The organism is Streptomyces sp. NPDC059832 (assembly GCF_042731715.1).
Taxonomy (GTDB): Bacteria; Actinomycetota; Actinomycetes; order Streptomycetales; family Streptomycetaceae; genus Streptomyces.
In genome coordinates this window covers 467,114-480,682 of the sequence record NZ_JBHWIY010000002.1, presented here as the reverse complement: position 1 = coordinate 480,682, position 13,569 = coordinate 467,114, and the positions used below count along the sequence as shown (strand labels likewise).

12 protein-coding genes are annotated in these 13,569 nt (G+C 71.0%); 8 read left to right on the top strand and 4 right to left on the bottom strand.

The window, feature by feature from the left end; all coding sequences use genetic code 11:
• Nucleotide 1: 1 nt before the first annotated feature.
• Complete coding sequence (locus ACFV8T_RS04535) at nucleotides 2-490, bottom strand: ribose-5-phosphate isomerase (RefSeq protein WP_072483643.1); 489 nt, start codon at nucleotides 488-490, stop codon at nucleotides 2-4.
• 283 nt (nucleotides 491-773) lie between these two features.
• Here ACFV8T_RS04535 and ACFV8T_RS04530 point away from each other — a divergent pair, with 283 nt between their 5' ends.
• Together ACFV8T_RS04530 and ACFV8T_RS04525 are read left to right on the top strand one after the other, a co-directional pair.
• Nucleotides 774-2,255 carry an amino acid permease gene (locus tag ACFV8T_RS04530; protein WP_385324457.1) on the top strand — a complete coding sequence of 494 codons (1,482 nt, stop codon included), beginning with the start codon at nucleotides 774-776 and terminating at the stop codon, nucleotides 2,253-2,255.
• 72 nt (nucleotides 2,256-2,327) lie between these two features.
• Entirely contained in the window at nucleotides 2,328-3,635 is a 1,308-nt protein-coding gene (locus ACFV8T_RS04525) for an FAD-binding oxidoreductase (protein WP_385324455.1), read from the top strand.
• On the opposite strand, the gene ACFV8T_RS04520 is transcribed toward ACFV8T_RS04525, so the two are convergent.
• Nucleotides 3,616-4,212, bottom strand: coding sequence for a biotin transporter BioY (locus tag ACFV8T_RS04520; RefSeq protein ID WP_124717707.1), 597 nt, complete (start codon nucleotides 4,210-4,212; stop codon nucleotides 3,616-3,618). The two genes, ACFV8T_RS04525 and ACFV8T_RS04520, sit on opposite strands and share 20 nt — an antisense overlap.
• Before the next feature lie 455 nt (nucleotides 4,213-4,667).
• Between ACFV8T_RS04520 and ACFV8T_RS04515 the strand changes: the two genes are divergently transcribed.
• Nucleotides 4,668-6,086, top strand: a complete 1,419-nt coding sequence (locus tag ACFV8T_RS04515; protein WP_385324452.1) for an amino acid permease — start codon at nucleotides 4,668-4,670, stop codon at nucleotides 6,084-6,086.
• Here ACFV8T_RS04515 and ACFV8T_RS04510 read toward each other — a convergent pair.
• Entirely contained in the window at nucleotides 6,076-6,753 is a 678-nt protein-coding gene (locus ACFV8T_RS04510) for a histidine phosphatase family protein (RefSeq protein ID WP_385324449.1), read from the bottom strand. The two genes, ACFV8T_RS04515 and ACFV8T_RS04510, sit on opposite strands and share 11 nt — an antisense overlap.
• 64 nt (nucleotides 6,754-6,817) lie before the next feature.
• On the bottom strand, nucleotides 6,818-8,245 hold the full coding sequence (locus ACFV8T_RS04505) for an FGGY-family carbohydrate kinase (RefSeq protein ID WP_385324772.1): 1,428 nt from the start codon (nucleotides 8,243-8,245) through the stop codon (nucleotides 6,818-6,820).
• Nucleotides 8,246-8,401: 156 nt separating this feature from the next.
• Between ACFV8T_RS04505 and ACFV8T_RS04500 the strand changes: the two genes are divergently transcribed.
• Genes ACFV8T_RS04500 through ACFV8T_RS04480 form a run of 5 tightly spaced genes read left to right on the top strand, consistent with a single transcriptional unit; the run spans nucleotide 8,402 to nucleotide 13,564 of the window.
• Entirely contained in the window at nucleotides 8,402-9,829 is a 1,428-nt protein-coding gene (locus tag ACFV8T_RS04500; RefSeq protein ID WP_385324447.1) for an ABC transporter substrate-binding protein, read from the top strand.
• Nucleotides 9,830-9,832: 3 nt separating this feature from the next.
• Entirely contained in the window at nucleotides 9,833-10,804 is a 972-nt protein-coding gene (locus ACFV8T_RS04495; protein WP_385324445.1) for a carbohydrate ABC transporter permease, read from the top strand.
• Nucleotides 10,801-11,631, top strand: a complete 831-nt coding sequence (locus ACFV8T_RS04490) for a carbohydrate ABC transporter permease (protein ID WP_385324442.1) — start codon at nucleotides 10,801-10,803, stop codon at nucleotides 11,629-11,631. Before ACFV8T_RS04495 ends, ACFV8T_RS04490 begins: the two co-directional genes overlap by 4 nt.
• Nucleotides 11,628-12,749, top strand: a complete 1,122-nt coding sequence (locus tag ACFV8T_RS04485) for an ABC transporter ATP-binding protein (protein ID WP_385324440.1) — start codon at nucleotides 11,628-11,630, stop codon at nucleotides 12,747-12,749. Before ACFV8T_RS04490 ends, ACFV8T_RS04485 begins: the two co-directional genes overlap by 4 nt.
• Nucleotides 12,746-13,564: a DeoR/GlpR family DNA-binding transcription regulator gene (locus tag ACFV8T_RS04480; protein ID WP_385324437.1), complete on the top strand. Its 819-nt coding sequence runs from the start codon at nucleotides 12,746-12,748 to the stop codon at nucleotides 13,562-13,564. The genes ACFV8T_RS04485 and ACFV8T_RS04480 overlap by 4 nt, the downstream gene beginning before the upstream one ends.
• Nucleotides 13,565-13,569 lie beyond the last annotated feature (5 nt).

Genomic DNA, 13,569 nt, shown 5'->3' with positions numbered 1-13,569 from the left:
GTCAGCCCTGCTGCGGGTGGTGGGCCGGGATCGGGGGGAGCTCGCCGGTCGTCTCGTACGCCGTCAGCATCTCGATGCGACGGGTGTGACGCTCCTCGTTGGAGTACGGGGTGGCGAGGAAGATCTCGACGAACTTGGTGGACTCCTCCACCGAGTGCATCCGGCCACCGATGGCGACCACGTTGGCGTTGTTGTGCTCGCGGCCCAGGGCGGCGGTCTGCTCGCTCCAGGCCAGTGCGGCGCGGACACCCTTGACCTTGTTGGCGGCGATCTGCTCGCCGTTGCCGGAGCCGCCGATCACGATGCCGAGGCTGTCCGGGTCCGCGGCGGTCCGCTCGGCGGCACGCAGGCAGAACGGCGGGTAGTCGTCCTGGGCGTCGTAGATGTGGGGGCCGCAGTCGACGGCCTCGTGGCCCTGGGCCGTGAGCCACTCGACGAGGTGGTTCTTGAGTTCATAGCCGGCATGGTCCGAGCCGAGGTACACGCGCATGTTCCGAGTGTGGCACGTGCGACGCGGGGTAGCCGCCATCGGGGTCGGAACGTTCCGGCCGGTCCGCCGGGGACCTGCGGCGGGCCTCGTGCGATCACGATGCGCGGACGCCGTGTGAGCAAGGCCACCCGGGCAACGGTCCGGGCAACGATTTGGTCAACGATTCGGAGGAAAGGGTTCCGCTTTTCTGTTCCGCCGGGCTTCAATGCATCACTCGCTGCCGCACCCCACTTCGGCGGCCGGACACGCATCGCGTGACTCCGAGAACGTAAGGATTCGATCCATGACGTCGCAGACGACTACGGCCGGGCCGGGCCACCGGCCCGGCGAGCCGGACCGGTCGAACGGGCCGGGCACCCCGGACTCCCCCCACTCCTCCGACGGTCTCCAGGCGGGCCTCAAGAACCGGCACCTCTCGATGATCGCCATCGGAGGGGTGATCGGCGCGGGCCTCTTCGTGGGCTCCGGCGCCGGTATCGCCGCCGCGGGACCGGCCATCCTGCTCTCGTACGCCCTGGTCGGCCTGATGGTCGTCTTCGTGATGCGGATGCTCGGCGAGATGGCCGCGGCCCGCCCCAGCTCGGGCTCCTTCTCCGCCTACGCCGACCAGGCGCTGGGCCGCTGGGCCGGTTTCTCGATCGGCTGGCTGTACTGGTTCTTCTGGGTCGTGGTGCTCGCCGTCGAGGCCACGGCGGGTGCCAAGATCCTGGAGGGCTGGGTGCCGGGCGTCCCGCAGTGGGCGTGGGCGCTGATCGTGATGGTGGTGCTGACCGCGACGAACCTGGTCTCGGTCGGGTCGTACGGCGAGTTCGAGTTCTGGTTCGCCGGGATCAAGGTCGTGGCGATCGGCGCCTTCGTGGTCGTCGGACTGCTCGCCGTCTTCGGGGTGCTGCCCGGCTCGGACAACCCCGGCGCGGGCTTCGCGCACCTCACCGACACCGGCGGGTTCTTCCCCGAGGGGCCGGGCGCGATCCTCACCGGTGTGCTCATGGTCGTCTTCTCCTTCATGGGCAGCGAGATCGTCACCCTCGCCGCCGGTGAGTCCGAGAACCCGCAGCGCGCCGTCCAGAAGGCCACCAACAGCGTGATCTGGCGGATCGCCGTCTTCTACCTGGGCTCGATCTTCATCGTGCTCACCCTGCTGCCGTGGAACGACAAGTCGATCGTGAAGGACGGCAGCTATGTCGCCGCCCTCAACTCCATCGGCATCCCGCACGCCGGCCAGGTCATGAACGTCATCGTCCTCACCGCCGTGCTGTCGTGCCTGAACTCCGGTCTCTACACCGCCTCGCGAATGGCCTTCTCGCTGGGCGGGCGCGGGGACGCGCCGAAGGCCTTCGCCCGGACGAACAAGCGGGGCGTGCCGCAGGCCGCCATCCTGTCCTCGGTCGTCTTCGGCTTCGTCGCCGTGTTCTTCAACTACCAGTGGCCCGACACCGTCTTCCAGTTCCTGCTGAACTCCTCCGGTGCGGTCGCCCTGTTCGTCTGGCTGGTCATCTGCTTCACCCAGCTGCGGATGCGCGGCATGATCCTGCGCGAGTCGCCGGAGAAGCTGGTCGTACGGATGTGGCTCTTCCCGTATCTGACCTGGGCGACCATCGCGATGATCTCGTTCGTCCTGGTCTACATGCTGACCGACGACGACGGACGTCAGCAGGTACTGCTCTCGCTGCTGGTCGCGGCGCTGGTGGTGGCGATCTCGCTGGTCCGTGAGGCCAGGAACCGCAAGAACCGCACGGCCGTGGAAACGCCTGCCAATACCTGACGGACCTTGTCAGGTATAGCGGAAAGGCTCTCCCTCGCAACGCCACCGAGCGAGCGATCGGAGAGCCTTTCCATGACCACCACCGCCCCCGCCGGCTTCCAGACCGGTTTCGCGGTCCGGCCCGACCTCGTCGTCGAGGCCGCCCACGCCGACGACGTACGCACCGCCGTGGCCGGCGCCGCCGCGCGCGGACTGCCGGTCCACGTCCACGCCACCGGCCACGGGCTGCCCGGGGCGGTCGAGGGCGGGGTCCTGATCAGCACCCGCCGGATGGACTCCGTCGAGGTCGACCCGGTCCGCCGCACCGCGCGGATCGGCGCGGGCGCCACCTGGGGACAGGTGATCGAGGCCGCCGCACCGCACGGGCTCGCCCCGCTGAACGGTTCGTCCCCGTCGGTCGGCGCGGTCTCCTACACCCTCGGGGGCGGGCTGGGCGTGCTGGCCAGGGAGTTCGGCTACGCGGCCGACCATGTGCACGCGCTCGACGTGGTGACGGCCGACGGGGCGGTGCGCCATGTCTCCCCGGACAGCGAGCCCGATCTCTTCTGGGCGCTGCGCGGCGGCGGCCACCGGCTCGGCGTGGTGACCGGCATGGAGATCGGCCTGGTCCGGGCCGGGCGGCTGTACGGCGGCTCGGTCGCCTTCGACGGGGAGGCGGCCGGGACGAGCGCCGCCGAGGTGGTCGGCCGCTATCTGGAGTGGGCCGGGGCCGTGCCCGACACGCTGACGTCCTCGCTGGCGGCGATCCGGTACCCCGACGTCCCGCAGCTGCCGGAGCCGCTGCGGGGGCGGTACGTGATCTCGGTACGGGTCGCGTACACCGGCAGCGCGGCCGAGGGCGAGCGGCTGGTCGCGCCGCTGCGGGCGATCGGGCCCGCGCTCGCGGATTCGCTGCGGGAGATGCCGTACACCGACAGCCACACCATCCACAGCGACCCGCCGTTCCCGCACGCCTACTACGGCGACAGCGTGGTGCTCGGCGGCCTGGACGAGGACCGCGCCGGGCGCGTGCTGGAGCTGACCGGGCCGAAGGCCCCGATGATGACCGTGGTCCAGATCAACCACCTGGGCGGCGCGCTCGCCGCGCGGCCCGCCGTCGACAACGCGGTGCCGTACCGCGAGGCCGGGTTCCTGGTGCGGCTGCTCTCACCGCTCGACGGTACGGACGTGGCCTCGGTACGGGCCCTGTACGCGGAGGTGGCCGAGGTGCTCGCCCCGGTCGCCCTGGGCCGTTCGCTGAACTTCTCCTTCGGCGGCGGGGACCGGACCGAGGGCTTCCACGACACGCGGACACAGCAGAGGCTCGCCGGTCTGGTGTCGCGTCACGACCCGGCGAGCCTCTTCAGGGGGAGTTACGGCATCAGCCCCGGCGGCCGATGAGCTTCCAGGCCGCGGGCAGCGCGCCCATGGCCAGCGCCGCCTTCAGCGCGTCGCCGAGCAGGAACGGCACCAGGCCGGCCGCGATGGCGGCGCTCGCCGACATGCCGGTGGCCAGCGCCAGGTACGGGACGCCGACCGCGTAGATGATCGCGGAGCCCAGCACCATCGTGCCCGCGGTGCGCAGCACGGAGCGGTCGCCGCCGCGGCGGGCGAGGCCGCCGACCACGGAGGCGGCGAGCAGCATGCCGAGGACATAGCCGAACGAGGGGAAGCCCATGCCGGAGGTGCCCTCGGAGAACCACGGCATGCCCGCCATGCCCACCAGCGCGTACACCGCGAGGGAGAGGAAGCCGCGGCGGGCGCCGAGCGCGGTGCCGACGAGGAGCGCGGCGAAGGTCTGGCCGGTGACCGGGACCGGGGAGCCGGGGACCGGCACGGCGATCTGGGCGGCGATGCCGGTGAGCGCGGCGCCGCCGAGGACCAGGGCCGTGTCGACGGCGTAACGGTGCCTGGCGGCGGGCAGCAGGTCGGCGAGGACCGCTCCGGTGCGGGCAGGGGCGGCGGCAGCAGTGCTCATCGGGACTCCGCGGGGTGAGGGCAGGTGGGGACAGACTGAGCCCGACGTTAGCCCACGGGTTAACGCCCGATCACCATCAGTGGCCCACAAAGCGATGACCGAGGCGTTGGTGGGGTTCACACAAAGGACGGTGCGCAATCACGCGGGGGCGTGATGCTTGTCACTGAGGTGGGGGCGGAGTGGCTCGGATCCGGCTGGACGCGACCACCGGGAAGGACTGTAGGGTCCCGCCAATTCCACCCGGGATCGACCGGCGGTCGACCGGACGCCGAGCCGGCCGCGACCCGGCCATCGCCCCGCTGTGTCCGGGTGTGCACCTTGTGTGAGCATCGTGCCCGTATGGCGGACACTGGTTCCCCGTCGGCGGGGTGCGTGCCCAGACTGTCCGCGCACGTCCCCCCACGTCCCCACATCCCCACGTCCCCCACGTCTCGCCTACCGAACAGAGCTTGTCCATGTCTCGGAAATCCGCGTCTCCCCCCACCGGCTCCCCGGTCGCCGTCTCCGACACCGGGGCCGATTCGGCTCTCACCCACGGGCTCAAGCAGCGCCATCTGTCGATGATCGCCCTCGGCGGTGTCATCGGCGCCGGACTCTTCGTCGGCTCGGGCGCGGGCATAGCCGCCGCGGGACCGTCGATCATCATCGCGTACGCCGTTTCCGGGCTGCTGGTGATGCTCGTGATGCGGATGCTCGGTGAGATGTCGGCCGCGAACCCGGCCTCCGGTTCCTTCTCCGTCCACGCGGAGCGGGCGATCGGGCCATGGGCGGGGTTCACCGCGGGCTGGGCGTTCTGGGTGCTGCTCTGTGTCGCCGTCGGCCTGGAGGGCATCGGCGCCGCGAAGATCGTCACCGGCTGGCTGCCCGGTACCCCGGAGTGGGCCTGGGTCGCGCTGTTCATGGTGGTCTTCCTGGGCACCAACCTGGCCTCGGTGACGAAGTTCGGCGAGTTCGAGTTCTGGTTCGCCACCCTCAAGGTCGTGGCGATCACGCTCTTCCTGGTCCTGGGCGTGCTGGCGGTCCTGGGCGTGCTGCCCGGTACGGACGCCCCCGGCACCGCCAACCTCAGCGGCGAGGGCGGTTTCATGCCGAACGGCGCCGAGGGACTGGTGATCGGACTGCTCGCCTCCGTCTTCGCGTACGGCGGTCTGGAGACCGTCACCATCGCCGCGGCGGAGTCCGAGGACCCGGTGCGGGGTGTCGCCAAGGCCGTGCGGACGGCGATGTGGCGGATCGCGCTCTTCTACGTCGGATCGATGGCGGTCGTCGTCACGCTCGTCCCGTGGGACGACCCGAAGGTCGTGAAGGTCGGTCCGTTCTACGCCGCCCTGGACCACCTCGGCATCAGCGGCGCGGCCGAGATCATGAACGTGGTCATCCTGGTCGCCCTGCTCTCCGCGATGAACGCCAACATCTACGGCGCCTCGCGGATGGCCTGCTCGCTGGTCGCCCGGGGCCAGGGCCCCAAGCGGCTCGGCAAGGTCTCCTCGGGTGTTCCGCGCACCGCGGTGCTGGTCTCGTCCGTGTTCGGCTTCCTGTGCGTGCTGCTCAGCTACTGGCGTCCCGACGACGTCTTCCCGTGGCTGCTCAACATGATCGGCGCGGTGATCCTGGTCGTCTGGATCTTCATCGCCGTCTCCCAGCTGATCCTGCGCGACCGGCTGGAGCGCGAGGCCCCGGAGAAGCTCGTCGTACGGATGTGGCTCTTCCCGGTCCTGACGGTACTGGCGCTCCTGGCGATGGCCGGCGTCTTCGTCCTGATGCTGCGCCAGCCGGGCACCCGTGACCAGCTGGTGGCGTCCGGCGCGCTGACCCTCGTGCTGAGCGTCATCGGTCTCGTACGGCAGCGGCGGGCGGCGGCCGTCAAGGTCTGACGCCCGGTACGCGCGGCACGTCAGGTACGCCTTGTGCGCCGGGGCCGTCCGGTGCGCAGGGCACGTTGAGGGAGAGCAGCGCACCGCCCTGCGCCCCGATCCGCACCTCGCTCACCGCCGTGTTCCGCAGCCGCGGGAAGACCCGGCGGTAGGCGCCCAGCGGAATCGACAGCAGTTCGCACAGCACCAGCCGCAGCAGGGTGTTGTGCGCGACGACGAGCACCCGCTGCCCCGGGTGCCCGTCCGCGATCCGGCGCAGCGCCGCCGTCCCCCGGGCCGCCGCGGCCCGCGGGTCCTCGGCCCCGGGAAAGGGGTGGGCCACCGGGTCGGCGCGGTACTCCCGGGCCCGCTCCGGGTGCTCGGCCGCGAACTCCGCCAGGGTGCGCCCCTCCACCTCGCCGAAGTCGCATTCGCGCAGCTCGTGCTCGCGCCGGGGGGCGAGGCCGAGCGCCTCGCACGCGGGCCGTGCGGTCTCGATCGCGCGGCTGACCGTGGAGGTCCAGATCGCGTCGACCTCGCTCCGGGCGGCCCACTCGCCCAGCTGCCGGGCCTGGCGGCGGCCCTCGTCGGTCAGGGCGATGTCGCTGACCCCGGCGTAGCGGTTCTCCGCGTGCCAGACGGTCTGACCGTGGCGGGCGAGCAGCAGGGTGGCCGGGCTCCTGGTCATGGCTGCTCCGTTCGGATACGGGCGGTCATGGCTGCTCCGTTCGGGTTCCGATGGTCGCGGGCGGTCACGGCTGCTCCGTTCGGGTGCGGGCGTGGGCGGCGACCGGGCCGGGGAGCCAGCCGCGTCGCTCCAGTTCGTCCACCAGGGTGAGGTAGGGCTCGGTGTACCACGCCGTGCGCACCGGGTGCGGGTGCAGCACGTGGCGCAGCCGCACCATCGCACCCGCTGTCCTGATCAGGCTGGTCCCGGTCCCCGCCCCGTACGCGGCGAGGATCGCCATGCCGAGTGCGGGTTCGCTGTACTGCGGGATGCACACGGACCGGCCCAGGATGTCGGCGCGCAGCCGGCTCCAGTAGCCGCTGCGGGCCGCGCCGCCGGTGAAGGTGAGCCGGTCGTACTGCTGGGCGCCGAGCAGGTCGAGGTAGTCGAGGCAGAGCCGTTCGACCAGGCCCACCCCGGTCAGCAGGGCCAGCCAGTGTTCGGCGTCGGAGGCGGGCTCGCCGAGCAGGAACCCGGTGGCCTCCGGCGCGACGAACGGGAAGCGCTCCCCCCTCGCCACCAGCGGATACGCCACCACCCGCGCCGGTTCGTGGTCGCGGGCCAGCGCGTCCATGCGGACCGGGTCCACGGCCGGGAAGGCGGCCGTCAGCACCCCGCCGCCGACCCCCGAGGCGCCGCCCGGCAGCCAGCTCCCGTCCGGCGCGCGGTGGTTGTAGACGACCCCGGCCCGGTCCTCGACCGGTGACGAGGTGACTCCCTTGAGGACCAGCGTCGTGCCGAGCACCGAGTTCCAGGAGCCGACGGTGAGCGAACCGGAGGCGAGCTGCGCCGCGCACCCGTCCGTCATCCCGGCCACGAGGGGCGTGCCCGCCGGAATCCCGGTCTCCTCGGCCGCCGCCCGCCCCACCTCACCGATCCTCGTGCCCGGCCGCACCACGTCCGGGAACAGCCCGTCGGGCAGGCCCAGCTTGCCGAATCTCCGCCGCGGCCAGTCGTCCCGTTCCAGGTCGTAGCCGGTCTTCAGGGCGTGGCTGGAATCGGTGGGCAGCGGCGTTCCGGCGAGCCGCGCCAGGACCAGATCGGCCTGGTGCATGACCCGTACGGCACCGTCCGCCCCTCCCCCGTACTCCCGCAGCAGCCACATCACCTTGGGCAGGGCCCAGCTCGGCGGGGCCTTGGCCCTGGCCGCCTCCGCGACGGCCCGCCCGTCGTCGTACATCACCCCGGGAGTCAGCGGCCGGCCCTCCCGGTCGGCGAGCAGCACGGTGCCCGAGGTGGCGCAGACGGCGAGCGCACGTGGAGCGGGGCAGTCGCGCAGCGCCTGACGGGCCGCCGCGCACACGGCCGTCCACCAGTCGAGGGGCCGCTGCTCATGCCGTACGCCGTCACGTCTGCCCGTGAGCGGGGCCGAGCCGCTGCCAAGGATCTCACCGCGGTCTCCTGCCACCACCGCCCGGACGCTCTGCGTGCCGAGATCGATGCCCATCCACATATCGGTCCCCTCTGTGAACTTCTCACTCTGCACCGAGAATTTCCGTTGCGCGAGGGATTGACGGCCAACTTCCGTTGTTCCAAGCTCTGTTAACCAGTCGATTCAACGTGTGAACGGGCCCCCCACCCATCTCCGGCCGGACCGTGGAGGTCACGGATGGACATGCACGCGCACGACCGGCGACGGTTCCTCGCCATCGGCGCGGCCACGGCCGCGTCCGCCGCCCCGCTGCTGACCGCCTGCGGCGCGGGCTTCGGCGACGGCAGGGCCAGGAGCGACGGCTCCGCGGCCGACGACATCACCGGCTCCTTCGACTGGAAGCGGGCCAAGGGCAGGACCGTCAAGGCGCTGCTCAACAAGCATCCGTACACCGATGCGCTGATCGCCGATCTGAAGGCGTTCACCGAGAAGACCGGGATCGAGGTCGAGTACGACGTCTTCCCGGAGGACAACTACTTCGACAAGCTCACCGTCGACCTCTCCAGCGGACGCGCCTCCTACGACGTGTTCATGCTCGGCGCGTACATGGTGTGGCAGTACGGACCGCCGGGGTGGCTGGAGGACCTCGGTCCGTGGATGCGCAATTCCTCGGCCACCGGGGCCGAATGGGACCAGGAGGACTTCTTCCCCAACCTCCTCTCGGCCGACCAGTGGTCGCTGAAGGCGGGCGCGCCGCTCGGGCGGGGCGGGCAGTACGCGCTGCCGTGGGGCTGGGAGACCAATGTCGTCGCGTACAACACCGAGGTGTTCAAGAAGCTCGGCCTGAAGCCCGCCGAGACCTTCGACGAGCTGCGCGAGGTCGCCGGGGCGATCACCCGCCGGGCGCCGGGGGCGGGCTTCGACGGGATGTACGGGGTCGCGGTGCGCGGCTCGCGCAGCTGGGCGACGATCCATCCCGGCTTCATGACGATGTACGCCCGCAACGGCCTGAAGGACTTCACCGTCGAGGGCGGGAAGGTGAAGCCCGCGATGAACTCCCCGGAGGCAATCGCGTTCACCCGGGACTGGGCGGAGATGGTCAGGAAGGGCGGGCCGCCGTCCTGGACCTCGTACACCTGGTACCAGTGCTCCAGCGACCTCGGGGCGAAGAAGGCGGGGATGCTCTTCGACGCGGACACCGCCGCCTACTTCCAGGCGGTGAAGGGGGCCTCCCCCGCCTCCGGGAAGATCGCCTTCCACCCCGGGCCGAAGGGCCCCGGCGGCTCGCTCGCCACGAACATGTGGATCTGGTCGCTCGGCATGAACGCCAGGAGCCGCAACAAGTCCGCCGCCTGGCTGTTCCTCCAGTGGGCGACCGGCAAGGAGCATCTGCGCAAGGGCGCGATCGAGCACAACCACATCGACCCGGTACGGAAGTCGGTCGGCCAGGACGCCGCGTACAAGGACAAGATGCGGGCCGTCCCCGGCTTCATCGAGACCTTCGAGACGGTCGTCGACGAGACGCGGATCCAGTTCACCCCGCAGGAGCAGTTCTTCGACGCGACGACCAGCTGGGCCGCCGCGCTCCAGGAGATCTACGGCGGGAAGAACGCCTCGTCCGTGCTGAACGGCCTGGCCGGCGATCTGGCGTCGAAGGTCGGCTGACCGGTGCCGGGACGCGCGGCCCCCGTGCCGGTGGCCGACCACGGGGCGGCCTCCGGCGCGGGGACCGGGAAGCGTGCGGTGCGGGCGGTGCCGGCCTGGCGCCGCTCGCTGCGGCCGTATCTGCTGATCGTGCCCGCGCTGCTGCTGACCGGCGGCATCCTCTACCCGTTCGGGCTCGGCCTCTACTACACGGTGTTCGACTTCGCGGCGAGCAAGCCACAGCCCGACCTGGTGGGCCTCGGGAACTACCGGCGGATCTTCACCCAGCCCGCGTTCTGGGACTCGGCGCGGGTGACGGTGGCGTACGCGGTCGGCGCGGCGGCCGTCGAGACGGTGCTCGGAGTGGCCGTGGCGCTGCTGCTGCACCGGTCGAGCCTCGTCGGGCGGGTGCTGGAGAAGGTCCTGATCCTGCCGCTGATGATCGCGCCGGTGATCGCCGCGATCATGTGGAAGCTGATGCTCCAGCCCTCGGTCGGCGTCATCAACCACCTCCTGGAGCCGCTCGGCCTCGGCGGGGTGCAGTGGACGGACACCCCGACGGGCGCGCTGCTCTCGTCGATCGCCGTGGACGTGTGGGTCTACACACCGTTCGTCGCGATCCTCGCGCTGGCCGGTCTGCGCTCGCTGCCCGCCTCGCCGTTCGAGGCGGCGGCGGTAGACGGGGCGGGCTGGTGGTTCACCTTCCGGCGCCTGATGCTGCCGATGCTCTGGCCGTACGTCCTGGTCGCCGTGATCTTCCGGTTCATGGACTCGCTGAAGGTCTTCGACATCATCTACGCGCTGACCGAGGGCGGCCCCGGCGACTCGACGATGGTGCTCCAGATCCGCGCCTATCTGGAGGCGATCCGCTTCCAGCGCTACTCGTTCGGGATCAGCTACATGATCGTGCTGTGGGCCGTGGTCTACCTGGTCACGATGGTGCTGGTGCGCTATCTGGGCCGGATCCAGAACCGGGCCGCGGAGGTGGAGCGATGAAGCGCGGGCTGCTCTCCGTCGTCGCCGACCTGGCGCTGATCGCCTACTTCGTCTTCGCGCTGTTCCCGGTCGCCTGGATGGTGGTCCTGTCGCTGAAGCCGACGAACGAGCTGTTCAGCACGTACTTCTCGTTCACCCCGACCCTCGACTCGTACCGCACGGTGCTGGGCGCCGGGGACGACCAGGGCGTGCCGTTCCTCCGGTTCTTCGTGAACAGCCTCGTCGTGTCGCTGGGCGCCGTCGCGCTGTCGCTGGTGATCGGGCTGCCTGCCGCGTACGCCGCCGCGCGGTGGCGGTTCCGCGGCTCGGAGAACCTGATGTTCACCCTGCTCTCGTTCCGCTTCGCACCCGAACTCACCGTGATCATCCCGCTGTTCGTGCTCTACCAGCAGCTCGGGCTCTTCGACACCTATGTCGGCATGGTGTGGGTGCTGCAACTGGTGACGCTCCCGCTGATCGTCTGGATCATGCGGTCGTACTTCTCCGACCTCTCCCCCGAGCTGGAGCAGGCGGCGCTGCTGGACGGCTACACCCGCAAGCAGGCGTTCTTCAAGGTCGCGCTGCCGCTGGTGAAGCCGGGGATCGCGGCCGTCTCGCTGCTGGCGTTCATCTTCGCGTGGAACAACTTCGTCTTCCCGCTGATCCTCACCTCGTCGAACGCGCAGACGGTGACGGTCGGCGCGCTGTCCTTCCTCGGCGGCGACCGGCCCAAGTACAACCTGACGGCCGCGGCGGCCCTGGTCTCGGTGGTCCCGCCGCTGCTGCTGGCGCTCACCATCCAGCGGTATCTGGTGCGCGGACTGTCGTTCGGGGCGGTGAAGTCATGACCGGCCCGGCAGCCATCGCGCTGCGCGGTATCCGTAAGCGGTACGGGAAGAACACCGCGCTCGACGGCCTGGACCTGGAGGTGGCGGAGGGCGAGTTCTTCTGTCTGCTCGGCCCGTCCGGCGCCGGGAAGACGACCACGCTCAAGACGATCGCGGGCCTGGAGCAGCCGCAGGCCGGGACGGTCGAGCTGGGCGGGGCGGACATGGCGGGCGTGGAGCCCTACGACCGGGGCGTGGCCATGTGCTTCGAGTCGTACGCGCTCTACCCGCACCGCACCGCGTACGACAATCTCGCTTCCCCGCTCCGCTCGCCGCGCCACCGCCTCCCCGCGAACGAGGCGCGCGAGCGGATCGGGGAGATCGCCGAACTCCTGGGCATCGGAACCCTGCTGGACCGCCAGGTGGGACGGCTCTCCAACGGCCAGCGGCAGCGGGTGGCGCTCGGCCGGGTACTGGTACGGCCGGCCAGGGCGTTCCTGCTCGACGAGCCGCTGTCGCACCTCGACGCGAAGCTGCGGCAGGCGATGCGCGCGGAGCTGCGGGCGATCGGCGCGGTCCGGCGCACCACCACGCTGTACGTCACCCACGACTCGGTGGAGGCGCTGGCGCTCGGTGACCGGATCGGGGTGATCAGGGACGGCCGCATGGTGCAGACCGGCACCCGCGAGGAGCTGTGGCACCGCCCGTACGACACCTTCGTGGCCCGGTCCTTCGGCCGGCCGCGGATCAATCTGCTGCCGGGGACGGTGACGCCCGAGGGGCACTTCCGGTCGCCCGACGGGGCCTACGAGCTGCCGCTGGCGGTGCCCGCACCGCCCGGCACCGCCGTCCAACTGGGCGTACGGCCGCGGGACATCGGACTCCGGGGACCGGCGGAGACCACCGGCGGGGACCCGGCCCCGGAGCTGACCGGCGCCGTCCATGTCACCGAGCTGCTGGGCCGGGCCACCGAAGTCACCGTCCGGATCGGCGGGCAGCAGCTGTCCCTCGTCGTCCCGCGCGCCGAGGCGGCCGGCCTGAGCCCCGACCATCCGGTCCGGCTCTCCGTACCGCCTGAGAGTCTGCTGCTGTTCGAGGCCGACCGGCCGGCACGTCCAGGACGAAGGATCAGCACGTGAGCAACGTTCCGCAGCGGGGTCCCGCCCCGCGCCAGGCATCCATAGCCGAGTACGTCCTCGCGCAGGGCGAGGTGAGCGCCGCCGAACTGGCGGAGCGTTTCGACGTCAGCCTGATGACCATCCACCGCGATCTGGACGAGCTGGAACGGCAGGGCATCGTCCGCAAGTTCCGCGGCGGCGTCACCGCCCAGCCGTCCGGCGTCTTCGAGTCGAACGTCTCCTACCGGCTGAAGACGATGCGGGCCGAGAAGGCCGCCGTCGCCGAACGGGCCCTGAAGCTCATAGAGCCGGGCATGGCGGTCATGCTCGACGACTCGACGTCCACGCTGGAGATCGCGCGCAGGCTCCGCTCCATCACCCCGCTGACCGTCGTCACCAACTTCCTGGAGGCGATCAACCTGCTGTCGCAGGAGCGCGGCATCCATCTGATGGGCCTCGGCGGGGACTTCGACCCGCTGCACTCCTCGTTCCTCGGCGTCTCGTGCGTGGAGGCGGTGCAGTCGCTCCAGGTCGACATCTGCTTCACCTCCACCTCCGCCGCGTCCGGCGGCTTCGCCTACCACCAGGAGCAGCACATCATCTCCGTGAAGCGCGCGATGCTCGACTCGGCGAGCCGCAATGTGCTGCTGCTCGACCACTCGAAGCTGGGCCGGGTCGCCCTGCACCGTCTCGCCCCGCTGTCCCGCTTCGATCTGCTGCTGGTCGACGACGGGGCGTCCCCCCAGGCACTGCGCGAGCTCGACGAGCACAAGGTGCCCTACGAGGTCTGCTGCACCGGCCGGGACTCCGGAGCGGGGGACGGCGATGACGGGTGAGGGCG

Excerpts from the sequence above, each read along its gene's own strand:
- ACFV8T_RS04515 (WP_385324452.1), top strand. The coding sequence starts at position 4,668 with ATGTCTCGGAAATCCGCGTCTCCCCCCACCGGCTCCCCGGTCGCCGTC.
- ACFV8T_RS04505 (WP_385324772.1), bottom strand. The coding sequence starts at position 8,245 with ATGTGGATGGGCATCGATCTCGGCACGCAGAGCGTCCGGGCGGTGGTG.
- ACFV8T_RS04525 (WP_385324455.1), top strand. The coding sequence starts at position 2,328 with ATGACCACCACCGCCCCCGCCGGCTTCCAGACCGGTTTCGCGGTCCGG.
- ACFV8T_RS04490 (WP_385324442.1), top strand. The coding sequence starts at position 10,801 with ATGAAGCGCGGGCTGCTCTCCGTCGTCGCCGACCTGGCGCTGATCGCC.
- ACFV8T_RS04520 (WP_124717707.1), bottom strand. The coding sequence starts at position 4,212 with ATGAGCACTGCTGCCGCCGCCCCTGCCCGCACCGGAGCGGTCCTCGCC.
- ACFV8T_RS04485 (WP_385324440.1), top strand. The coding sequence starts at position 11,628 with ATGACCGGCCCGGCAGCCATCGCGCTGCGCGGTATCCGTAAGCGGTAC.
- ACFV8T_RS04530 (WP_385324457.1), top strand. The coding sequence starts at position 774 with ATGACGTCGCAGACGACTACGGCCGGGCCGGGCCACCGGCCCGGCGAG.
- ACFV8T_RS04500 (WP_385324447.1), top strand. The coding sequence starts at position 8,402 with ATGGACATGCACGCGCACGACCGGCGACGGTTCCTCGCCATCGGCGCG.
- ACFV8T_RS04510 (WP_385324449.1), bottom strand. The coding sequence starts at position 6,753 with ATGACCAGGAGCCCGGCCACCCTGCTGCTCGCCCGCCACGGTCAGACC.
- ACFV8T_RS04535 (WP_072483643.1), bottom strand. The coding sequence starts at position 490 with ATGCGCGTGTACCTCGGCTCGGACCATGCCGGCTATGAACTCAAGAAC.